At 73.6% G+C, this 20,054-nt stretch carries 21 protein-coding genes; 8 read left to right on the forward strand and 13 right to left on the reverse strand.

Annotated features, from left to right (window positions below; genetic code table 11):
* Window positions 1-182: 182 nt before the first annotated feature.
* The 6 genes from K7854_RS12000 to K7854_RS12025 form a co-directional block, all read right to left on the reverse strand.
* Window positions 183-644 carry an ATP-binding protein gene (locus K7854_RS12000; protein WP_226026412.1) on the reverse strand — a complete coding sequence of 154 codons (462 nt, stop codon included), beginning with the start codon at window positions 642-644 and terminating at the stop codon, window positions 183-185.
* A 44-nt stretch (window positions 645-688) separates the two neighbouring features.
* Window positions 689-1,489, reverse strand: a complete 801-nt coding sequence (locus tag K7854_RS12005) for an SAM-dependent methyltransferase (protein ID WP_226026413.1) — start codon at window positions 1,487-1,489, stop codon at window positions 689-691.
* 107 nt (window positions 1,490-1,596) lie between these two features.
* Window positions 1,597-3,237 carry a phosphoglucomutase (alpha-D-glucose-1,6-bisphosphate-dependent) gene (pgm, locus tag K7854_RS12010; protein ID WP_226026414.1) on the reverse strand — a complete coding sequence of 547 codons (1,641 nt, stop codon included), beginning with the start codon at window positions 3,235-3,237 and terminating at the stop codon, window positions 1,597-1,599.
* An 88-nt stretch (window positions 3,238-3,325) separates the two neighbouring features.
* Window positions 3,326-3,688: a hypothetical protein gene (locus K7854_RS12015; RefSeq protein WP_226026415.1), complete on the reverse strand. Its 363-nt coding sequence runs from the start codon at window positions 3,686-3,688 to the stop codon at window positions 3,326-3,328.
* 125 nt (window positions 3,689-3,813) lie between these two features.
* Window positions 3,814-4,554 (reverse strand): Type 1 glutamine amidotransferase-like domain-containing protein, encoded by a 741-nt coding sequence (locus tag K7854_RS12020; RefSeq protein WP_226026416.1) that lies wholly within the window; start codon window positions 4,552-4,554, stop codon window positions 3,814-3,816.
* Between the two features lie 9 nt (window positions 4,555-4,563).
* Window positions 4,564-5,499: a LysR family transcriptional regulator gene (locus tag K7854_RS12025; RefSeq protein WP_226026417.1), complete on the reverse strand. Its 936-nt coding sequence runs from the start codon at window positions 5,497-5,499 to the stop codon at window positions 4,564-4,566.
* 94 nt (window positions 5,500-5,593) lie between these two features.
* Between K7854_RS12025 and mdlC the strand changes: the two genes are divergently transcribed.
* The 3 genes from mdlC (at window position 5,594) to K7854_RS12040 (ending at window position 10,042) form a co-directional block, all read left to right on the forward strand.
* The gene (gene mdlC / locus K7854_RS12030) at window positions 5,594-7,174 is read left to right on the forward strand and encodes a benzoylformate decarboxylase (protein WP_308112534.1); all 1,581 of its coding nucleotides are present in this window, start codon (window positions 5,594-5,596) and stop codon (window positions 7,172-7,174) included.
* A 47-nt stretch (window positions 7,175-7,221) separates the two neighbouring features.
* Window positions 7,222-8,676 carry a benzaldehyde dehydrogenase gene (locus K7854_RS12035; RefSeq protein WP_226026419.1) on the forward strand — a complete coding sequence of 485 codons (1,455 nt, stop codon included), beginning with the start codon at window positions 7,222-7,224 and terminating at the stop codon, window positions 8,674-8,676.
* Between the two features lie 91 nt (window positions 8,677-8,767).
* On the forward strand, window positions 8,768-10,042 hold the full coding sequence (locus K7854_RS12040; protein ID WP_226026420.1) for an MFS transporter: 1,275 nt from the start codon (window positions 8,768-8,770) through the stop codon (window positions 10,040-10,042).
* Window positions 10,043-10,115: 73 nt separating this feature from the next.
* Here the strand turns inward: K7854_RS12040 and K7854_RS12045 are convergent, their stop codons facing one another.
* Both K7854_RS12045 and K7854_RS12050 read right to left on the reverse strand, forming a co-directional pair.
* Window positions 10,116-10,883 carry a PepSY domain-containing protein gene (locus K7854_RS12045; RefSeq protein ID WP_226026421.1) on the reverse strand — a complete coding sequence of 256 codons (768 nt, stop codon included), beginning with the start codon at window positions 10,881-10,883 and terminating at the stop codon, window positions 10,116-10,118.
* Between the two features lie 105 nt (window positions 10,884-10,988).
* On the reverse strand, window positions 10,989-11,975 hold the full coding sequence (locus tag K7854_RS12050) for a LysR family transcriptional regulator (protein ID WP_226026422.1): 987 nt from the start codon (window positions 11,973-11,975) through the stop codon (window positions 10,989-10,991).
* A 215-nt stretch (window positions 11,976-12,190) separates the two neighbouring features.
* On the opposite strand from K7854_RS12050, the gene snpA reads away from it, so the two are divergent.
* Window positions 12,191-12,871, forward strand: coding sequence for a snapalysin (gene snpA / locus K7854_RS12055; protein WP_226026423.1), 681 nt, complete (start codon window positions 12,191-12,193; stop codon window positions 12,869-12,871).
* A gap of 73 nt (window positions 12,872-12,944) precedes the next feature.
* Here the strand turns inward: snpA and K7854_RS12060 are convergent, their stop codons facing one another.
* Window positions 12,945-13,664, reverse strand: coding sequence for an adenosylcobinamide amidohydrolase (locus tag K7854_RS12060; RefSeq protein WP_226026424.1), 720 nt, complete (start codon window positions 13,662-13,664; stop codon window positions 12,945-12,947).
* Between the two features lie 175 nt (window positions 13,665-13,839).
* Here K7854_RS12060 and K7854_RS12065 point away from each other — a divergent pair, with 175 nt between their 5' ends.
* On the forward strand, window positions 13,840-14,190 hold the full coding sequence (locus K7854_RS12065) for a hypothetical protein (RefSeq protein ID WP_226026425.1): 351 nt from the start codon (window positions 13,840-13,842) through the stop codon (window positions 14,188-14,190).
* Between the two features lie 37 nt (window positions 14,191-14,227).
* On the opposite strand, the gene K7854_RS12070 is transcribed toward K7854_RS12065, so the two are convergent.
* Together K7854_RS12070 and nsrR are read right to left on the reverse strand one after the other, a co-directional pair.
* Window positions 14,228-15,424, reverse strand: a complete 1,197-nt coding sequence (locus tag K7854_RS12070) for a globin domain-containing protein (RefSeq protein ID WP_226026426.1) — start codon at window positions 15,422-15,424, stop codon at window positions 14,228-14,230.
* Window positions 15,425-15,516: 92 nt separating this feature from the next.
* Entirely contained in the window at window positions 15,517-15,963 is a 447-nt protein-coding gene (gene nsrR / locus K7854_RS12075; RefSeq protein ID WP_226026427.1) for a nitric oxide-sensing transcriptional repressor NsrR, read from the reverse strand.
* Window positions 15,964-16,114: 151 nt separating this feature from the next.
* Here nsrR and K7854_RS12080 point away from each other — a divergent pair, with 151 nt between their 5' ends.
* Window positions 16,115-16,552 (forward strand): hypothetical protein, encoded by a 438-nt coding sequence (locus K7854_RS12080; protein ID WP_226026428.1) that lies wholly within the window; start codon window positions 16,115-16,117, stop codon window positions 16,550-16,552.
* A 29-nt stretch (window positions 16,553-16,581) separates the two neighbouring features.
* Here the strand turns inward: K7854_RS12080 and K7854_RS12085 are convergent, their stop codons facing one another.
* Complete coding sequence (locus tag K7854_RS12085) at window positions 16,582-18,303, reverse strand: MFS transporter (RefSeq protein WP_226026429.1); 1,722 nt, start codon at window positions 18,301-18,303, stop codon at window positions 16,582-16,584.
* Window positions 18,300-18,752: a MarR family winged helix-turn-helix transcriptional regulator gene (locus tag K7854_RS12090; protein ID WP_226026430.1), complete on the reverse strand. Its 453-nt coding sequence runs from the start codon at window positions 18,750-18,752 to the stop codon at window positions 18,300-18,302. The genes K7854_RS12085 and K7854_RS12090 overlap by 4 nt, the downstream gene beginning before the upstream one ends.
* 96 nt (window positions 18,753-18,848) lie before the next feature.
* On the opposite strand from K7854_RS12090, the gene K7854_RS12095 reads away from it, so the two are divergent.
* Entirely contained in the window at window positions 18,849-19,541 is a 693-nt protein-coding gene (locus K7854_RS12095) for a GAF and ANTAR domain-containing protein (RefSeq protein WP_226026431.1), read from the forward strand.
* Window positions 19,542-19,613: 72 nt separating this feature from the next.
* On the forward strand, window positions 19,614-20,018 hold the full coding sequence (locus K7854_RS12100; RefSeq protein ID WP_226026432.1) for a hypothetical protein: 405 nt from the start codon (window positions 19,614-19,616) through the stop codon (window positions 20,016-20,018).
* The last annotated feature ends 36 nt before the right edge of the window (window positions 20,019-20,054 follow it).

The following is a 20,054-nucleotide window of genomic DNA, read 5'->3' on the forward strand; positions in this document are numbered from 1 at the left end:
GCCGCATGGGCGGCGGGTCCGGGTCAGGCCGGGCGGTCGGGGCGGGCATGGCGGCGCCGCGCGGGAGAGCGCACGTCGCCGTCCTCCCGCTCGGGCGACGGGTCAGGCCGGGTAGCCCGGGACGGGCACGGCGGTGCCGCGCGGGAGAGCGTACGTCGCCGTCGTCCCGTTCGGGCGGCGGGTCAGGCCGGGTGGGCGAGGGGGGCCGGGTCCGTCAGGCCGACCGCGGCGCGCATGCGCTTGCCGACCGGTTCCCGGTGCACCTCGAAGCTCTCGCAGACGGCCATGACGATCTCCAGCCCGTGCCGTCCGATCCGGGCGGGGTCCGCGGTCTCGGGCACGGGCAGCGCCGGCGCGCTGTCCCACACCGTGACCTCCACCCGGTCCTCGGCCAGTTCGAGGTCGACCAGCGAAGGGCCGGGCGCGTACTTGCACGCGTTCGTCAGCAGCTCGCTGACCACCAGTTGCACCACTTCCACCGCGCGGTCGGACACCGGGGTGCCCTGGGCCGCGCGCACGCGGGCCAGAAACCGCCGGGCCAGTTCCCGGCCCCTGGCGATGTCGCCGGGGATGCCCTGGTACTCCGCCGAAACCTTGACCGGCACGTCTCTCAGCCGCTCCCCCGTATGGGCAGCCCCGTCCATCCGATCCGCCCTCTTCCTGAGCCTCGACCGTTACGCCAGGCCGTCTACCCCCGATTCCGGCAAACATCACCCGCCCCACCGCGCCCTTCCCGGCGCCCGGACGGCTGCTGGCCGTCCGTCGGGCGCAGTACCAGGCAGACGAAGCCCATGCAGTCCCGGTAGGCGCGCAGCCAACCGTCGCGGTGGGCGGTGGCCGTCGCCAGCGCCTGGGCGCGGTCCGGGTCGCCGGGGTGGTCCAGGGCCCAGGTCGCCAGTGCACCCGTCCACGACCACTCGTAGTCGTCGAGTTCCCGGCGGGTGCTGATGTGCCCGCCCACGGGCGACCAGCCGTCCGCGACGACCCGGTCCAGGGTGGTCGGCAGGTCGGTGAGGTCACCGAGCATCTCGACGGCCTCGGGAGACGGGTCGCGTTCCCAGAACCCGTCGCCGACCAGGACGCGTCCGCCGGGCGCCAGGTGCTCGCGTGCGGCGGCGAGGGTGGCGGGCAGGCCCCCGAAGGCGTGTGTGGAGCCGACGCAGAGCACCAGGTCGAAGCGGTGCGCGGCGGCGAACCGCGCGACGTCCGCACGGTGCAGGGTCAGCCGGTCCGCCACGCCGAGCCGGGCCGCGGCCTCGCGGGCCCGGCCGAGCGCGGTCTCGGAGACGTCGACGCCCTCGGCCACCAGACGCGGATGTCCGGCCAGGGCGCGCAGCAGCCACTCACCGCCGCCGCAGCCCAGGTCGAGGACGCGTGCGGAGCCGCCGGGGACGGCGCGGGCGAGGAGCCGGCCTACCGAGTCGTCGTCGAGGGGTGCCGCGATCGGGTGGTCGGCGTGGGCGAGCCGGGAGATCTGTTGTCGGTCCACCGGCGGAGCCTCGCACGGCGGCATGCACGGCGCACCCGATTTCCGGGCCGTCCGCCCCCGGGTCGGCCCGGGGACGGACGGGCGGCCCGCCCGACGAACGTGCGGCGTCAGCCGCCCAGGGCGCCCAGGACGACCAGCTTGGCCTCGTCCTGCACCTGCCGGAGGTGGTCCGCGCCGAGGAAGGACTCGCCGTAGATCTTGTACACGTCCTCGGTGCCGGAGGGACGGGCCGCGAACCAGGCGTTCTCGGTGGTCACCTTGATGCCGCCGATCGGGGCGCCGTTGCCGGGCGCCTCGGTGAGGACGGCGGTGACCGCCTCCCCGGCGAGGGTGTCGGCCGTGACCTGGGCCGGGGACAGCTTGGCCAGGCGGGCCTTCTCCTCACGGGTGGCGGGGGCGTCGATGCGGGCGTAGGCGGGTTCGCCGAACCGGGCGGTGAGCGCGGCGTAGTGCTCGGAGGGCGTCTTGCCGGTGACGGCGGCGATCTCGGAGGCGAGCAGGGCGAGGATGATGCCGTCCTTGTCGGTGGTCCACACCGAGCCGTCCCGGCGCAGGAACGAGGCCCCGGCGGACTCCTCGCCGCCGAAGCCGAGGGAGCCGTCGACCAGTCCGTCCACGAACCACTTGAAGCCCACGGGGACTTCGACCAGGCGGCGGCCGAGGTCGGCGGCGACCCGGTCGATCATCCCGGAGGACACCAGTGTCTTGCCCACGCCCGCGTCGGCGGGCCAGTCGGTGCGGTGGGCGTAGAGGTAGGCGATGGCGGTGGCGAGGTAGTGGTTGGGGTTCATCAGCCCGGCGTCCGGGGTGACGATGCCGTGCCGGTCGGCGTCGGCGTCGTTGCCGGTGGCGATGTCGAAGCGGTCGCGCCCCTGGATGAGGGAGGCCATCGCGTGCGGCGACGAGCAGTCCATGCGGATCTTGCCGTCCCAGTCCAGGGTCATGAACCGCCAGGTCGGGTCGGTGAGCGGATTGACCACCGTCAGGTCGAGGCGGTGCTGCTCGGCGATCCGGCCCCAGTACGCGACGGAGGCGCCGCCCAGCGGGTCGGCACCGATGCGCACGCCCGCCGAGCGGATCGCGTCGAGGTCCAGGACGCTCGGCAGGTCGCGGACGTAGGCGTCGAGGAAGTCGTGACGGCCGGTGCCGGGGGCGGCGAGGGCCCGCGCGTACGGGAGCCGTCGTACGTCCTTCAGTCCGGCCGCGATGATCTCGTTGGCCCGGTCCTGGATCCAGGAGGTGGCGTCCGAGCCCGCGGGGCCGCCGTTCGGCGGGTTGTACTTGAAGCCGCCGTCGGCGGGCGGGTTGTGCGAGGGGGTGACGACCACGCCGTCGGCGAGGCCGGAGGTGCGGCCCCGGTTGTGGGTGAGGATGGCGTGGGAGACCGCCGGGGTGGGGGTGTAGCCGTCCGCGCTGTCGATGAGCACGGTCACGTCGTTGGCGGCGAACACCTCCAGTGCGGTGACCCTCGCGGGCTCGGACAGGGCGTGGGTGTCGGCGCCCAGGAAGAGCGGGCCGTCGGTGCCCTGTGCCGAGCGGTACTCGCAGATGGCCTGGCTGGTGGCGGCGATGTGGTCCTCGTTGAACGCCGCCGCCAGGGACGAACCCCGGTGCCCGGACGTGCCGAAGGCCACACGCTGGGCGGGCTCGGCCGGGTCCGGGTGCAGGGCGTAGTACGCCGTCACCAGCCGGGCGACGTCGATCAGGTCCTCGGGGCCGGCCGGCTTCCCGGCTCGGTCGTGCTGCATGCGCCCACTCCTCCGCATAGGTCGGGACTTCGCTCGCGGGTCCCATCTTCCCCTGTCCGGGGCGCGGCGCCGTGCGTGGCGGCCGGTGTCAGATCCGGCCGCCGGTGAGACGGGTGAGGGGACCGTGCGTGTGTCGTCCGGCGCGGCGGCCCATCGCGTACGACACCGCGGTCACGGCGGTGAGACCCGCGCCCACACCGGCGGCGACGAGTTTGCGGTGGGCGACGACCGTCCAGGCCGTCTTCGCCGTGGCCGCGACCTGTCCCGAGGTGGTGGCGACGGCCTGGCGGCCGGCCGCGACGCCCTTGGCCGCCGTCCGGGCGGCGCCGCTCGCGGCGTCGGCGGAACGCCGGGCACCGGCCTCGGCGGCCGACGCGGCGTCAGCGGCCTTTGCCTCGACGGTCCTGGTGCGGGCGGGCTTCTTGTTGGTGTCCTTGTCCGGATCGCTCATGGACTCCGCCTTGCCCCTCACCGCGTCGGCAAACGCGGACGTCCCGCACCGGTGCGCCACGACCGGTCGGCAGGCTCAACGGGGCCGGTCCGTCGGGGCGTTGTCCCCTTCCCCGGTGCGGCCCTTCACCGCCGCGGGCCGGGCAGCTCCCGTGGCTCGATCCGCTCCTCCAGCGCCGTGCCGCCGTCGCGCACGACCAAGTAGGCGCCCTTGCCGGGCACCTCCGTGACCGCTTCGACCAGTTCGGTGCCGCGGTAGACGAGGCCCACGCCGTCGTCGGTGCAGTGGGCCGTCGGGAGGGTGCCGTCGGCGACGAGCCGGTGGATGAGCGGACGGCGACCGGGGTCGACGTCGTAGTGGACGCCGTTGCCGTAGGGCAGGAGGCCCAACGCGTTGGTGACCGGGCGGAGTTCGGGGCCGAAGGAGTCGGTCGCACCGCCCCGGAACCAGCACAGCGAGCCCGCGCTCACACCGCTGAGCACGACGCCCGCCTCCCAGGCCCTGCGCATGATCCGGTCCAGGCCGTGCACGCGCCACACGGCCAGCAGGTTGGCCACCGATCCGCCCATGACCCAGACGACGTCCTGGGCGAGCACGGTCTCCTCGACGTCCTCGACGTTGGGCATGGGGAAAAGGTGCAGCGGTGTCAGATCGAACCCGGCGACGCGGGCGGCCTCCGTCATGCGTGCGGTGAAGTGCTCGGCGTCCCCTATGGCGGTGCCCACGTACAGGACGCGGGGGCGTCGGCCGTGCGCGCCCGAGAGGTCCACCGCGTGGTGGACCAGGGCGTCGAAGGCCACCATGGTCCGGCCGCCCGCGCGGTGGCCGCCCGAGGTGGCGAGGATCGTGGGTTGCGGTGCCGTCATGCGGTGATCCTAACGAGGGCTGGACGGCGCCAGTTGGGCCGCGCTCACCTGCTCGCCCAGCACCTCGGCCAGGAACTGCACGAGCCAGCGCTGGGCCGGGCTGCGCGAGGACTCGTGCCGTGCGTACAGGGCGATCTCGATGGGCTCGGTCTCGAACGGCAGCCGGACCAGGCGCACCCGGTGGGAGGCCGTGAAGACCTCGCCGACGTACTCGGGGACGATGGCCACCAGGTCGGTCTGCTCCAGCAGATAGGGCAGCATCGAGAAGCGGGTGGCGTCCACCGCCACCCGTTCCAGGAGCCCGTGCGCGCCCAGCAGGGCCCTGGGCGCGACGTGGCCGCTCGGTCCGAACACCGTCGCGTGGTGCTCCGCCGCGAGGTCCGCCGACGTGACCGCGTCGCCCCGCACGCGCGGATGGTCGGCGGCGACCATCAGGACGTAGCGCTCACGGAAGAGCGGGATGCGCACGGTGAGGTGCGAGGTGATCACCGGGGTGGCCACGAACGCGTCGAGGTCGCCGCGGCGCAGCTGCCCCTCGGCGTCCTCCACGTCGAAGGGGCGGACGGTGAACGACACGCCCGGCGCCCGCTCCCGCGCGGCGGCCACGAGCCTCGGCAGCAGGGTGGCCTCGCCGAGGTCGGACAGGGCGATGGTGAAGCGGCCCGTCATGGTCCCGGCGTCGAAGAGGTCGCCCTGGCGGACCGTCCCGTCGATCTCCGCCAGCGCCCGCTGGAGCGGCAGGTACAGCCGCCGCGCGCCGGCGGTGGGGGTCAGCCCGCGTCCGTTGCGGCGGAACAGCTCGTCGTCGAAGTGCCGGCGCAGCTTGCCCAGGCTGTAGCTGACGGTGGGCTGCGTGACGTGGAGCGTCTCGGCGGTGGCGGTGACGCTGCCGGTCTCGTAGAGCAGGACGAAGACCCGGGCCAGGTTGAGATCGAAGGTGGCCATATCGACGGAGTCTATATCGGAGCGCCGAAACATCTATTGGTGCCCATGTCGCGTGGTGCCTAGCGTGTCCCGCGTCACTTCGAAAGGAATGTCCGTGCCATCCGTGCGCCGTGTCTCCCACGAACTCCTGGAGCGCCAGGGCCTGACCACCGTCTTCGGCAATCCGGGCTCCAACGAGCTGCCCTTCCTCGCCGAGCTGCCCGACGGCTTCCGCTACGTCCTCGGTCTGCACGAGGGCGCCGTCGTCGGCATGGCCGACGGGTACGCCCAGGCGACCGGCCGCCCGGTGCTGGTCAACCTGCACGCCGCCTCCGGTTCCGGCAACGCGATGGGTGCCCTGACGAACGCCGTCGCCTCCCGTACGCCGCTGGTGGTGGTGGCCGGTCAGCAGGTGCGCCCGGCCATCGGCCCCGAGGCCAACCTGGCCAGCGTCGACGCCCCCGCCCTGATGAAGCCGCTGGTCGGCTGGGCGGCGGAGCCGGCGTGCGCCGGGGACGTGCCGCGCGCCCTCGCCCAGGCCGTCTTCGAGGCGCGGCTGCAGCGCCGGCCGACCTATCTGTCCGTGCCGTACGACGACTGGTCGGCGGAGGCGGACGACAACGCCCTGGCCGTGCTTGACCGGCGGGTCGGGCGGGCCTCGGCGCCGAGCGGCGAGCAGCGCCGGTGGCTCGCGGAGCGGGTCGCCTCGGCCCGGCGCCCCGCGCTCGTGCTGGGCGGGGACATCGACTCGGCCGGCCGGTTCGACGACGCGGTGCGGCTGGCCGAGCGGCTGGGCGGCCCGGTGTGGGCGGCGCCCTCGCAGTTCCGGCTGCCGTTCCCGAACCGGCATCCGCAGTTCCGGGGCGTGCTGCCCGCCGGGATCGCGCCGGTCTGCGAGGCCTTCGAGGGCCACGACCTGGTGCTCGTGCTGGGCGCGCCGGTCTTCCGCTACCACGAGCACCTGCCCGGCCGGTACCTGCCCGAGGGCACCGCGCTGATCCAGGTGACCGAGGACGCCTCGGCCGCCGCGCGGGCGCCGATGGGCGAGGCGCTGGTCGCCGACCCGGGTGCCGTGATCGACGTGCTCCTGGAGGCGCTCGACGCCGCCGACGGGCCCGCGGATCCCTACCGGCCGGTGCCCGAGCCGCTCACCGCCGAGGGTGCGGCGCTCCATCCGGAGCAGGTCTTCGCCGCGCTGCGCGAGGAGATGCCCGAGGACACCGCCTACGTCGTCGAGTCGACGTCGACCAACGCGGCGTGGTGGCGCCAGATGGACCTGCGCCGCCAGGGCTCCTACTACTTCCCGGCGGCCGGGGGCCTCGGTTTCGGGCTGCCGGGCGCGGTCGGCGTCGCGATGGCCCAGCCCGACCGCCCGGTGGTCGGGGTGATCGGCGACGGCTCGGCCAACTACGGCATCACCGCGCTGTGGACGGCCGCGCAGCACCGGGTCCCGCTCACCGTCGTCCTGCTGCGCAACGGCACGTACGGGGCGCTGCGCTGGTTCGGCGGGCTGCTCGGCGTTCCGGACGCGCCCGGCCTCGACATCCCCGGCCTCGACTTCACCCGCATCGCGGAGGGCTACGGCGTCCGCGCCCAGCACGTCGCCGGGGTGGCCGAGCTGCGCGCCGCGCTCGCCGAGACGCCGGACCACCCCCGGCTGATCCAGGTCGACACGGCGCTCACCACGCCCTCCTGAACCGAATCGCAAGCACCACACCGAAGATCCCGACGAGAGGGAAGACGATGACACTCCTGGACAGCGCCGTCTGGGGCGGGACGTTCTACAGCGACGGCTGGCAGGACTCCCCCACCGAGCAGCCGGTGACCGAGCCCGCCACCGGCGACCGGCTCGGCACGGTGGGCCTCGCCACGGCCGAGGACGTGAACCGCGCCGCCACCCGGGCCGCCGAGGCACAGCGCGCCTGGGCGGCGACCTCGCCGCAGCGGCGCGCCGCGGTGCTGCGCCGCGCGGGCGAGCTGTTCACCGAGCACGCCGCCGAGATCGAGGACTGGCTGGTGCGCGAGGCCGGTTCGGTGCGGTCCAAGGCGGGCTTCGAGGCGGGGCTGGCGATCGGCGAGTGCTTCGAGTGCGCCGGGCTGCCGACCCATCCCCAGGGCGAGGTGCTCACCTCGGAGGACACCCGCTGGTCGCTGGCCCGCCGCCGCCCGGCCGGTGTGGTCAGCGTGATCGCGCCCTTCAACTTCCCGCTCATCCTCGGCCTGCGTTCGGTGGCCCCCGCGCTGGCGCTCGGCAACGCCGTGCTGCTGAAGCCGGACCCGCGCACCGCGGTGAGCGGCGGTGTCGTCATCGCCCGGATCTTCGAGGAGGCGGGGCTTCCGGCCGGCGTCCTGCACCTGCTGCCGGGCGACGGGTCGGTGGGCCGGGCGGTGGTGGAGGCTCCCGAGGTGCGGGTGATCTCGTTCACCGGTTCCACTCCGGTCGGACGGGCGATCGGCGAGCAGGCCGGGCGGCTGCTGAAGCGGGCGCACCTGGAGCTGGGCGGCAACAACGCGCTGGTCGTGCTGCCCGGCGCGGACGTGGCGAAGGCGGCCTCGGCGGGGGCGTTCGGCTCGTATCTGCACCAGGGGCAGATCTGCATGACGACCGGCCGGCACATCGTGCACGAGTCGCTGGTCGAGGAGTACACGGCCGCGCTCGCCGCGAAGGCGGAGGCGCTGCCGGTGGGCGACCCGGCGCGGGAGGACGTGGCGCTGGGCCCGATCATCGACCGGCGGCAGCTGGAGCGGGTGCACGGCATCGTCACCGACAGCGTCGCGGCGGGCGCCAAGGTCGCCGCGGGCGGCGAGATCGACGGCGCGGGCTACCGCGCCACCGTGCTGACCGGCCTGACCACGGACATGCCGGCCTGGCGCGAGGAGATCTTCGGCCCGGTCGCGCCCGTCATCTCCTTCTCCACCACGGAGGAGGCCGCGCGGATCGTCAACGACTGCGAGTACGGGCTGTCGGTCGGCATCCTCGGCGACGTCGGCACGGCGATGAAGCTCGCCGACCGGATCGACTCCGGCAAGGTGCACATCAACGAGCAGACGGTCAGCGACGAGCCCAACGCCCCCTTCGGCGGGGTCAAGGCATCGGGCACCGGCTCCCGGTTCGGCGGCGCCGCGGCCAACGTCGAGGCGTTCACCGAGACCCAGTGGCTCACGGTCCGCCCGGACATCGCCGACTACCCGTTCTGATCCCTCCGGTCACCCGTACCGGTCCCGCCCCCGGCCGCCCCGGCCGGTCCTGCTCCGCTCACTCACACCCGTCCCCGGGGGGAGACTCACCATGGCTTCCACCACCACGTCCGGCGCGCCCGCGCAGACCGGCCGCGCCACCGGCGGCACCTGGACGGTGATCCTGTGCTGGATCACCGTCCTGCTGGAGGGCTACGACCTCGTCGTCCTCGGCGCCATCATCCCCACCCTGCTCAAGACCCACCACCTCGGCATGACCGCGGGCGACGCGACCACCATCGCCACGCTCTCGCTGGTGGGCGTCGCCATCGGCGCGGTCTGCGTCGGCCCGCTGGCCGACCGGCTGGGCCGGCGCCGCCTGCTCATCGGCTCGGTCGTGCTCTTCTCGGTCCTCACCATCGTGGTGCCGCTGGCGAACTCCGTCGCGATGTTCGCCGCGCTGCGCCTCCTCGCCGGTCTGGGCCTGGGTGCCTGCATGCCGGTCTCGCTCACGATGATGGCCGAGCACATGCCCGCCAGCCGCCGGGCGCGGGCCAGCACCCTGACGATGACCGGCTACCACACCGGTGCGGTGATCACCTCGCTGCTGGCGCTGCAGGTGACGGACAACTGGGAGATCCTCTTCTACCTGCTCGGTGTCGTCGGCCTGGTGATCGCCGCGATCCAGTGGTTCAAGCTGCCGGAGTCGGAGGCTTTCGAGCGGGCCAAGCAGGACGGGGCACACCGCGTGCCGTTCACCGAACTGCTCAAGCCGGCGTACCTGCGTGCGGGCATCGGCATCTGGGTCGCCTCGTTCATGGGGCTGCTGCTGGTCTACGGGCTCAACACCTGGCTGCCGAAGCTGATGAACGACGCGGGCTACCCGGTGCCGACGGCGGTCACCCAGCTCCTGGTGCTCAACATCGGCGGCGTCGTCGGCCTGGTCCTCGGCGGGTACGTCGCCGACCGGCGGGGCATCAAGGGCACCACCATGGTCTGGTTCGCGGTCTCGGTGCTCATGCTGGGGTGCTTGAGCATCAAGATGGAGAGCGACCTGCTGCTCAACGTCGTCGTCTTCTTCACCGGCGTGTTCGTCTTCTCGGCCATGGTGCTCGTCTACGCCTACGTGACGCACTTCTACCCGGCGTCCGTGCGCGGCACCGCGCTCGGCTCGGCGTCCGGGATCGGCCGGATCGGCTCCATCGTCGGCCCGTCGATCACCGGCGCGCTGGTCGCCTCGGGGGTCGGGCACCCGTGGGGCTTCTACTTCTTCGCCGCGGTGGCGGTCCTGGGCTTCCTGGCCGTGCTCACGCTGCCGCGCGGCGGCGGGGACGGAGCGGCCGAGGCCGAGGCCGGAGCCGCGCCGTCCGCCGCTCCGGCCGGGTGAGGCCCTGACCGCATGAGGAACGGGAGCAGTGGGCCGCGGCCCGCTGCTCCCGTCGGTGTCCGGAGGGTGTGACTCAGTCGTTGTCGACCTTCTGGCCCAGCACCTTGCCGTTGGCCGCGTCGACCTCGACGGTGGTCTTGTTCCAGTTGCCCTTGTCGACCACGTCGACGCCCCAGACGACCTGCTGGTCGTCGTTGTCGCCGAGTTCGACGTGGGTGACGGTGCCCTTCGCCTTGGCGGTGGCCGCCTTGACCGCCTGCTCCGGCGTCTGCTTGGCCTTGTCCAGCCAGTCGGTCACCTGGGTCTTGTCGTCCGCGTCCTGGTCCGGGTCGACCATGGTCCTGAAGACCTTGCCGCTCACCGCGTCGACGTCGATCCGGTGCAGGGTGCCGTCGGGCTGGGCGACCTTGGCCTCCCACTCCGGGGCGCCCTCGCTGGGCGCGGGGTTCGGCATGCTGGGGCTCGCCTGGCCGGTCGGGGATCCCGTCGGCGACGCGGTGGTGTCGGCCTCCACGCGCTTGAGTTCGAGGTCCACGAGCTTGCCCTCGGGGACCTCCTTCACCGCGGTGTCGGCGGCCTTGTCCCAGGTGACCTTCGCCGCCGAGACGAGGTCCTTGCGCTCGGTCTGGTCCTCGTTCATCGAGGGGGACGCAGAGCCGGTGGGGGACGGGGACTGGGTATCGGTACCGGTCGGGGAGGGGGACTCGGTCTGAGCCGCCTCCGCGACGCTGGAACGGGTCGTATCGGCGTTGGTGCAGGCCGTCAGCAGCAGGGCGGAGGCGCCCAGGGCAGCCGCCGCGGCCAGCGAACGCACGGGGGGAAGTCGTCGTGCAGAGCTCATGATGCTGTCCGTAACCGCTTCGTCACGCAGACACACCGCTCCGGTATGAAAATCACCCCATTGGCCGGGACCGGGGCGACCCCGCGGACAGCGGGCGGACTGCCTTCAGCGGGCCCGTACGAACTCCACCCGTCCGGTTCCCGCGGCGGCCACCGGGCACCGGGGCAGCGTCCGGATGCCGCCCCCTTCCAGCCACTCCCGGTACGCGGTGGACTGCCGGGCGACCTCCCAGTACGCGTCCTCCAGCGCCGGGAAGACGGCGTCCAGCTCGGCCCGGGTGCGGGCCGCCAGCAGCAGGCGTACGCCGAGCGGGTCGCCGTACAGGCGCCGCACCGCCATGTCGGGCCGGGACTGGGAGCTGGGCTGGCAGACGGTGACGACCTCGCCGGTGGCGACCAGGGAGGCCGCGGTGTGGTAATCGCCGTGCAGCACCCGGGGGTTGAGGCCGACGGCACGGAGCATGCGGTGCACGCCGTCCCATTCGCCGTCGACGGTGGGGTCGACCATCCACCGGTCGTCGGCGAGGTCGGCGAGGCGGACGACGGACCGGCCGGCCGCGGGATGGTCGGCGGGGAGCAGGACGAACTGCGGTTCCCGCTCGACCAGGACCCGCATCCGCAGTCCCTCGGGGACGTGCAGCGCACTGCCCTCGACCTCGTGCACGAAGGCGACGTCGAGCTGTCCTTCCGCGACCCGGCGCAGCAGTGCGTTGGCCGAGACGTCCATCTGCAGGGTCGGTTCCAGGCCCGGCCGTCTGAGCCGGCGCAGCCAGCCGGCCAGGGCGCGGCTGGCCGTGGACCCGACCCGCAGCCTGCTGTCGCCGCCGGCCGCCGCGGCGCGGGCCTCGCGGACCAGGGTGCTCATGTCGGCCAGCAGCGGCCGGGCCCGGCCGAGGACCGTCCGGCCGAGCGGGGTAGGGCGGCAGCCGGTGCGCTCGCGGGTGAACAGGGGGCCGCCCAGGGCCTGTTCGATGCGGGTCAGTTGGGTGCTCAACGTGGGCTGTGCGACGCCTAGTTGACGAGCCGCCCGGTGCAGGCTGCCGGCGTCGGCGATGGCGCACAGCGCGCGTAGGTGCCTCACCTCGAGCTCCATGCAGGGAGCGTAAAGCGGAACAGTTGGTTGCGCCAGGTGAACAAAACGCGGCGGATCAGGGCGAGTTCTGCACTCCGGCCGAAGCCGCGACGAGTGGCCGGAGGGTGGGTGATAGCCCGGCCCTATCACCTGTTGCCATCATCACAGCGGGCTCATGGGCGCCCCACACTCACCGGTGACGACTTCTCCCCACTCCCCCACTCAAGGAGTCATCGATGCGTATCAGCCTGCCCCTGCTGTCCACCGCGGTCGGTCTCGGCCTGACGGCGGCCGTGCTCACCGGCCCCGCCGCGACGGCCGCGGCGCCCCAGGAGCCGGTCCGGGCGGCCCAGCTCGGCTACCAGCCCTCGGCCGGCTCGGGCGAGGACGCGGCCGCCAACCGCGCGTTCTTCGAGGCGGTGGTCAAGTCCGTCGCCGCCAAGCGTGCCGCCAACCCGTCGGCCGCCGCGGCCGTCACCGTCTACTACAGCGCCACCAACGCGCCCAGTTTCCGTTCGCAGATATCCCGCTCCGCCCAGATCTGGAACAGCTCGGTGTCCAACGTGCGGCTCGCGGAGTCGAGTTCCGGCGCGGACTTCGCGTACTACGAGGGCAACGACTCGCGCGGCTCGTACGCCTCCACGGACGGGCACGGCAGCGGGTACATCTTCCTCGACTACCGCCAGAACCAGCAGTACGACTCGACGCGCGTGACCGCCCACGAGACCGGGCACGTGCTCGGCCTGCCCGATCACTACTCCGGGCCGTGCAGCGAGCTGATGTCGGGCGGCGGCCCCGGCCCGTCCTGCACCAACCCCTACCCGAACGCCAACGAACGCAGCCGGGTCAACCAGCTGTGGGCGTACGGCTTCCAGGCCGCCCTCGACAAGGCGCTGGAGAAGACCTCCCAGCGCTGACGTCCGCGGCAGACGCGAGTGTGGGCGGCCCGGCCGGGCCGCCCACACTCGCGTGTGCCGGTGCGCACCCCGATCAGGGGTGGGCGACGGCGGGAAGCGCGGCGCGCACGGCCCGGTGCACGGCCCGGGCGAGCCGGGCACCCCACTCGGACCGGGGGCCCGCGAAAGCGTGCACGTCGGCGCCGTCGCGCGGGGTGCGGGCGGCGACGCACACCGCGTCGGTGGGGGTGCCGGAGCAGTCGAGACCGGCGTCGAGCAGCGCCTGGACCTTGGCCTCGGTCGCCGTCATCACCGCGTTGACCAGGGCGGCGTCGGTCAGCGCCACGGGCAGTGCGGCGACGATGTTGACGGTGCCGGGCGGTGTGGCCCCGCCCGCGCACTCCTGCGGCACGGCCCCGGTGGCGTACCCGGGCGGTGCGGCCGCCCAGCCGCGCACCGATATTCCGGCGGTCGCCACGGCCTCCGCGCCGCCGTCCCGCGCCCGGCCGTGGGCGGACACGTCGGCGGCGGTCATCAGGCCCACGCCGGGTCCGCGGGCACCGGCGTCCCGGGCCAGGCCGGCCAGGTGCCGTGCGGGGTCGGTGCGCCGGTAGCCGTGGGCGACCTGGGCGTTGAGCACCCACGCGCGTGCGCCGATCCCGCCGCCCAGCACCGCGCTGCTGACCATCCGCCAGCCCGGTCCCGGCCGCCACAGCAGGGCGTGCAGCCGTTCCCCGTCCTCCGCCCGGGTCAGCTGTTCCGGGTCCAGGAGCGGGGCGGCCCCGGTGCGGGGCGGCGGCAGGAGGGCGGGCACGGGTCGGAATCTCCCAGCGGTGATCGGCCAAGGCCGGAGGCGGTCCGGACGATCGTACTCAGTGCCGGTGCCGCGGCGGCCGGCCGGCCGGTCCGTCGGGGGCGCATTGCGGACCCGGGTCCGGGCACCTTCACTGAACACAACTTCGCCGCCAGGCGACGGATCGGAGGCCGCGATGCTGTCCCACACCCTGGAGCGCGGAGTCCTGGTCATCACGGTGGACCAGGACCCCGGAATCGACGGGCGGGCCACGCTGACCACGTACATCACCAACCTGGTCGACGCCCATCAGCCGGCCCCCGTCGTCATCGTCCTGACCGAGCCGGCGGGCGGCCACGCCGCGGTCAGCGCGGTGCTCCGGGCGCACCAGTGGTGTGCGCGGCTCGGTGTTCTGATGTCCGTGGTGACGCACAGCGCGCCGGTCCGGCGGCTGCTGGAGGACAACGCCGACACCTCGGGGCCGCGCCTGGTGGTGCACGCCCGCGCCGACACCGCGATCAGCACCGCGTTCACCGCGGCGGCCTAACGCCCGCACCGGAGTTCCGCGGCGGCCGCGGGCGCCGCTACTGCCGTCCGAGCCAGAGGTCGGGACCGAAGACCTCATAGTGGACGGCCTCGGCGGGCACCCCGCGGCGCAGCAGGTCACCGCGGACCGCGCGCATGAAGGGCACCGGGCCGCACAGGTAGGCGGTGAGGTTCTCGGGCAGGTCGAGGCCGGTGAGGTCGGCGCGGCCGGTGGACGCCTCCGGCGCCCCGTCGCCGGGCTCCTCGTACCACAGGTGGAGCCGGGCGTCGGGCAGTGCCCGCACCAGGTCCAGCTGCTCCTGCCGGTGGGCGTGGTCGTCGGGGGTGCGGTCGGCGTGCACGACGGTCACCGGGCGGGCGGCGCCGGCGGCGGCCAGGTGGTCGAGCATGGCGAGCATCGGTGTGACGCCGATGCCCGCGGAGGCCAGCAGCAGCGGTCCGTCGTGCTCCGTCAGGGTCAGGTCGCCGGCCGGCAGCGACACGCGGAGCACGTCGCCCTTGCGGGCGTTCGCGTGCAGCCAGGAGGAGACCTCGCCGTCCGGCAGCCCGCCGCCCCGGACGCGCTTGACGGTGATGCGCCATCCGGAACGGCCGGGCGCGGCGGACAGGCTGTACTGCCGGATCTGCCGGGCTCCGTCGGGCAGTTCGACCTGGACGCTGACGTACTGTCCCGGCCGGAACGGCACGAGGGGACGGTCGTCGGCCGGTCCCAGCACGAGCGAGACCGCGTCGGTGCTCTCCTCGACCCGGTCGAGGATCTCCATGGACCGCCAGACGTCGCCCTCTTCGACGCCCCGCTGCGCGTAGAGGCGCGCCTCCAGGGCGATGAGCGCGTGGGCCATCAGCCAGTAGACCTCGTCCCAGGCGCGGGCGACCTCGGGGGTGACGGCGTCGCCGAGCACGTCGACGACGGCCGCCATGAGGTGCCGGTGGACGATCGCGTACTGGTCGGGGGTGATGCCGAGCGAGGCGTGCTTGTGCGCTATGCGCGAGAGCATCACGTCCGCGCGCTCGTCCGGATTCTCCAGCAGCAGGCCGGCGAACGCGGCGACCGAGCCCGCCAGGGCCCGTTGCTGCTCGCCGCTGGCCTGGTTGCCGCGGTTGAACAGGTCCCGCAGCAGGTCGGGGTGGGCGTCGAAGAGCTTGCGGTAGAACAGGTCGGCGATGTCGCCGATGGCCGCCCCGACGGCGGGAAGGGTGGCTCGGACCACGGGAACGGACTGTTCGGAGAGCACAGCGACTCCTTAATTGGTAGATGAGATGCGTGTTTTTGGTCACGGCTCGGCGCCCTTCCGGACCGCCGCCCGTCACCCCGACGGGCCGTTCGTCAGCCCGAGGGGCGGTTCGTCAGGCCGATCAGCACCGGGCCGGTCGGCGAGGCCACCAGGTCGGTCACGGTCAACGGGTCGAGCGCGGCGTAGAACGCCTCCTGGGCGTCGCGCAGCGCCCCGCGCAGCCGGCAGGCCCCGCGCAGCGGACAGGGGCGGTCACCCTCGCAGTCGACCACCTCGCCGTCGCCTTCCAGCTCCCGCACCAGCCGGCCCACCGAGGCGTGCCGTCCCAGGTCGGTCAGGGTCAGCCCGCCGCCGCGACCGCGCCGCGCCTCCACCACCCCCAGGTGCTGCAGGCGGGTGATGGCCTTCGCCGCGTGCGTGTACGGCACCCCGACGACCTCGGCCACCTCTCGGGTGGTCAGTGGTTCGTCACCGTCTCTCACCACCGCCAGGCGCATGACCGAACGCAGCGCCAGGTCGGTGAACTTCGTCAGCCGCACACCAGGACGCTATCAAATGCGCATGCTAGGTTCGTCTTTACCCGGGCGGTCGGGCCTGTGCCGTGCGTCACCGGCCGGCCGCACCCGGAGCGGACCGCGCAACAGGGCGGGATACGGGCACGGTTGGGCACACGGAACGGCGGAACACCCGATGGCAGCGGAAGACGGCGACCCCTGGGGCCCGGCGGCCCCTCCCCTGCCCCGGGTGCTGTGCGACACGGCGCGGTTGCCGTCCCCGGGCGGGGAGGCCGCGGCCGGCGTCCTGTGGAAGCTGGCGGAACCCGGACGGCAGCTCGACGCCAACGTCGTGCGCCTGCCCGCCGGGGGACGGGTGGACACCCACACCGAGCCCGACCTCGACGTCCTGCTCCTCGTCCTCGACGGCACGGCCCGCCTCGACTCCGCCGACGGCGAGCACCCCCTGCGCACGGGCGCCCTGACCTGGCTGCCGCACGGCTCGACCCGGGCCGTCCTGGCCGGGCCGGACGGGGTGACGTACCTGACCGTGCACCGCCGCCGGCCCGGCCTGCGCATCCAGCCCCCGGAGGCCGCCGACCGGCTGAGGCGGTCCCTCGGCGAGGGTGCCTGATCAGGGCGCGGGCGGCGGCGCGGGGCGGCTCACCGTGCCTCGGAGCGCAGTTGTGTGAGCGAGCGTGCCGTCAGGGGGCGCGGCTCCTCGTCGGGGTCGACGAGGACGACGGTGCAGGTGGCGGCGTGGGTGAGGGCGCTGGTGAAGCTGCCGTCGGCGAACTGGGTCAGCGGGCCGCGCGGGGAGCGGCCGACCGCGACCGTGCGGGCCCCGGCCTCGGCGGCGTGCCGGGCCAGGGCGCGGCCCGCGGCGGCGTGGTCGCCGACGCCGGTGAGGATCTGGCCCCGGGCGGCCACGCCGAGGCCGCCCAGCCGGTCGAGGTGCGCGGTGACGGCGGCCTGCGCCTGTGCCTCGGTCTCGGTGTCGGCCGCCTGTTCCTCGACGACGGCGGTCTGCCGTACGTGGACGACCTCCAGCGGGCTGCCGGTGTCGCGGGCGAGGCGGGCCGCGGCGTCCACGACGGCCGCCGCCTGGTGGTGGGCGCCGACGGCCACGATCACGGGCGGCGCGTCGGCCGGGGCCGGGGTGCCGACGGGGGTCAGCGTCGGGGTCACGGGCTCTGCCTCGCCGGTGTCCGTCTCGGCCCGGCGAAGCAGCCGGTGCCCGCTGGCCAGGACGGGGATCGCCAGGAGGAAGGTGGCGGCCCCGAGGTAGAAGGGGACGCTCAGGTCGGTGGCGTCGGCGAGCTTGCCGGCGACGTAGGGGGCCAGTCCGCCGCCGATGAAGCGCAGGAAGCCGTACGCGGAGGAGGCCACGGGACGCTCGACCGGGGAGACGAGCATGACGGCCTGGGTGGTGAGGGTGTTGTTGATGCCGATGAAGGCGCCGCTGACGATGACCGCGACGATCACGGTGGTGGGGTCGGTGACGCCGGCGGCTATCACGGCCATGACGATGCCGAGGCCGAGCAGGTTGGCGTAGAGGACGGGCGCGGTGCCGTAGCGGGCCTGCAGACGGGGTGCGAAGAAGACGCTGAAGGCGGCGACCAGCAGGCCCCAGGCGGTGAAGACCAGGCCGAGTTCGTGGGCGTCCAGCTCCATCGGGTACGGGGCGTAGCCGAGCATGGTGAAGAAGCCCCAGTTGTACAGCAGGGCCATGATGCCCATGGTCAGCAGGCCGCGGTGGCGCAGGGCCTTCAGGGGCGCGAGCGGTGAGGTGACCCGCTTGGGCCTGGGCAGGTCGGGGACGAAGGCGAGGGTGGCGATCAGGGCGACGGCCATCAGGGCGGCGACGCCGAAGAACGGGCCGCGCCAGCTGATGCCGCCCAGCTCGCCGCCGAGCAGCGGGCCGACGGCGATGCCGAGGCCCAGGGCCGTCTCGTAGAGGATGATCGCGCCGCTGAAGCCGCCGCTGGCGGAGGCCACGATGACCGCGAGGGAGGTGGCGATGAACAGCGCGTTGCCCAGTCCCCAGCCGGCCCGGAATCCGACGATGCCGTTGATGGAGTCGGTGGCGCCGGCCAGGGCGGCGAAGACGACGATGACGGCGAGGCCGGTGACCAGGGTGCGCTTGGCGCCGATGCGGCTGGAGACCCAGCCGACGAACAGCATGGCGACGGCGGTGACGATCAGGTAGCTGCTGAACAGCAGGGAGACCTGGCTGGGGGTGGCGTCGAGGTTCTCGGCCAGCGCGGGCAGGATCGGGTCGACCAGGCCGATGCCCATGAACGAGATGACGCAGGCGAAGGCGACGGCCCAGACGGCCCTGGGCTGCCGGAAGGGACTGGCGGCCGTTGCGTGTGGTGCACTCATGCGCGGTCTTCCTCCGGGGTGTGCGGACGGTTGTTGATGACCCGGGCCAGGGCCAGCAGGGCGGTCGTGGTGGCCTGCCGCTCCGGTCCGGTCATGTCTTCCATGAGCCGCCGCAGGGCCCGGGACCGCTCCGCGCGCCGCGCCGCCAGGACCTCCAGTCCGGTGGGCGTCACCGCCACGAGCACACCGCGGCCGTCGCTCGCGTCGGCGGTGCGCCGGGCCAGGCCCGCGCGTTCCAGGCGCGTGACGAGCTGGGTCATGTTCGGCTGGGAGACACCCTCCGCCCGGGCCAGCTCGGTCAGCCGCTGGGGGCCCTCTCGGCTCAGCCTGGCCAGCGTCGAGGCGGCGGCGGTGCTCAGGCCGCCGGTCCTGGCGCTCTGGCGCACGTACCGGACCATCTGCTCCACGGCGATGATCAGGTCGTCCTCATCCATAAGCGCATTATGCATTTAGATGTACTGTGAAACAAGATGGTTCGGGGCAGTGCTCCCCGTTGCCTCCGGCCGCCCCCGGGGCACTCGTCAGGAGAGCCCGGGAGGATCGGTATGGACGACTGGCGCGGCTTCGCGCAGCAGATGGCCTCGTTGGCACGCGATCTGCTGGCCCAGGAATCTGTGAACGACACCCTGCGGCGGATCACCGCGTCCGCCACCGAGCTGATCGCCGACTGCGACGCCGCCGGCATCCTCATCCTGCGCGGCAAAAAGGTGCAGTCGCTGGCCCCCACGGAACAGGTGGTGATCGACAGCGACGAGCTGCAGGGGCGGGTCGGAGAGGGCCCCTGTTTCGACGCCGCCCGCACCTCCACGGGGGAGCGGCAGTTCCGGATCGCCGACTTCACCGACGAGGCGGTGCGCTGGCCCAAGTACGTCCCCGAGGCGCGCCGGCTGAACCTCGGCAGCATGATGGGCTTCCTGCTGTTCACCGAGGACGAGGACCTCGGCGCCCTGAACCTGTACTCCTTCCGGCCCGGCGCCTTCACCGAGGCCGACGAGACGGCCGGCTGGTTGCTCGCGTCCCACGCGGCGGTCGCCTTCTCCAGCGCCCGTACGCACGCCCAGCTGCAGGAGGCCATCGGCACCCGGCACACCATCGGGGAGGCCATGGGCATCCTCATGGGCCGGCACCGCCTCACCGAGGACCAGGCCTTCGCAGCGCTGCGCCGGTACTCGCAGGACCACAACGTCAAGCTCCGGGACGTGGCGGCCCGGGTCTGCGAACGCGGTGCCATGCCCTGAGCGCGCGGGGCGTTTGCTTCCCGCCCCGCGGGTAACTCCGGCATTCCGGACACCGATTCCCCGGGAGTCGCCATGTGGAAGCGCAAGGGCAGAAAGGGCCGTCGGACCGCCAAGCCGGTCCCCGTGGAGCTGTGCGACCTGTGCGCCAGGGTCTTCCCCGAGGACGAGTCCGTGACCGGCTACGTGCCGGACTCCTCCGCGGTGCACGAGACCAACGAGTGGTTCGACGGGCTGCGGCTCATCACCACGTGCTCCGACGACCACTTCGACGTGATCAAGCAGGGCTACGCGCGCCGGCCCTTCGTGGACGAGGAGCTGTGGGCGGCGAAGCTGACCCGGGCCCTGACCACCGGCCCGCCCGCCCTGTCCATGGACCAGCTCGGGTGCCGGACCGGCCTCCAGGAGCCCCAGATACGCGCGGCCGTCGCCTGGCACAACGAGCGCATGCGGGAGGCGCAGGAACGCAGCGATCCCTGAGGGCCCGGGCGGCGTGCCCGGGCGCCGGGCAGGCCC

Origin of the sequence: Streptomyces hyderabadensis (genome assembly GCF_020404845.1) — a bacterium.
Taxonomy (GTDB): domain Bacteria; phylum Actinomycetota; class Actinomycetes; order Streptomycetales; family Streptomycetaceae; genus Streptomyces; species Streptomyces hyderabadensis.

Bases quoted from the DNA above. Each gene is read 5' to 3' on its own strand.
- K7854_RS12000 (WP_226026412.1), bottom strand. From the start codon at position 644: ATGGACGGGGCTGCCCATACGGGGGAGCGGCTGAGAGACGTGCCGGTC.
- pgm (WP_226026414.1), bottom strand. From the start codon at position 3,237: ATGCAGCACGACCGAGCCGGGAAGCCGGCCGGCCCCGAGGACCTGATC.
- K7854_RS12015 (WP_226026415.1), bottom strand. From the start codon at position 3,688: ATGAGCGATCCGGACAAGGACACCAACAAGAAGCCCGCCCGCACCAGG.
- K7854_RS12020 (WP_226026416.1), bottom strand. From the start codon at position 4,554: ATGACGGCACCGCAACCCACGATCCTCGCCACCTCGGGCGGCCACCGC.
- K7854_RS12025 (WP_226026417.1), bottom strand. From the start codon at position 5,499: ATGGCCACCTTCGATCTCAACCTGGCCCGGGTCTTCGTCCTGCTCTAC.
- K7854_RS12035 (WP_226026419.1), top strand. From the start codon at position 7,222: ATGACACTCCTGGACAGCGCCGTCTGGGGCGGGACGTTCTACAGCGAC.
- K7854_RS12040 (WP_226026420.1), top strand. From the start codon at position 8,768: ATGGCTTCCACCACCACGTCCGGCGCGCCCGCGCAGACCGGCCGCGCC.
- K7854_RS12045 (WP_226026421.1), bottom strand. From the start codon at position 10,883: ATGAGCTCTGCACGACGACTTCCCCCCGTGCGTTCGCTGGCCGCGGCG.
- K7854_RS12050 (WP_226026422.1), bottom strand. From the start codon at position 11,975: ATGGAGCTCGAGGTGAGGCACCTACGCGCGCTGTGCGCCATCGCCGAC.
- snpA (WP_226026423.1), top strand. From the start codon at position 12,191: ATGCGTATCAGCCTGCCCCTGCTGTCCACCGCGGTCGGTCTCGGCCTG.
- K7854_RS12065 (WP_226026425.1), top strand. From the start codon at position 13,840: ATGCTGTCCCACACCCTGGAGCGCGGAGTCCTGGTCATCACGGTGGAC.
- K7854_RS12080 (WP_226026428.1), top strand. From the start codon at position 16,115: ATGGCAGCGGAAGACGGCGACCCCTGGGGCCCGGCGGCCCCTCCCCTG.
- K7854_RS12085 (WP_226026429.1), bottom strand. From the start codon at position 18,303: ATGAGTGCACCACACGCAACGGCCGCCAGTCCCTTCCGGCAGCCCAGG.
- K7854_RS12090 (WP_226026430.1), bottom strand. From the start codon at position 18,752: ATGCATAATGCGCTTATGGATGAGGACGACCTGATCATCGCCGTGGAG.
- K7854_RS12095 (WP_226026431.1), top strand. From the start codon at position 18,849: ATGGACGACTGGCGCGGCTTCGCGCAGCAGATGGCCTCGTTGGCACGC.
- K7854_RS12100 (WP_226026432.1), top strand. From the start codon at position 19,614: ATGTGGAAGCGCAAGGGCAGAAAGGGCCGTCGGACCGCCAAGCCGGTC.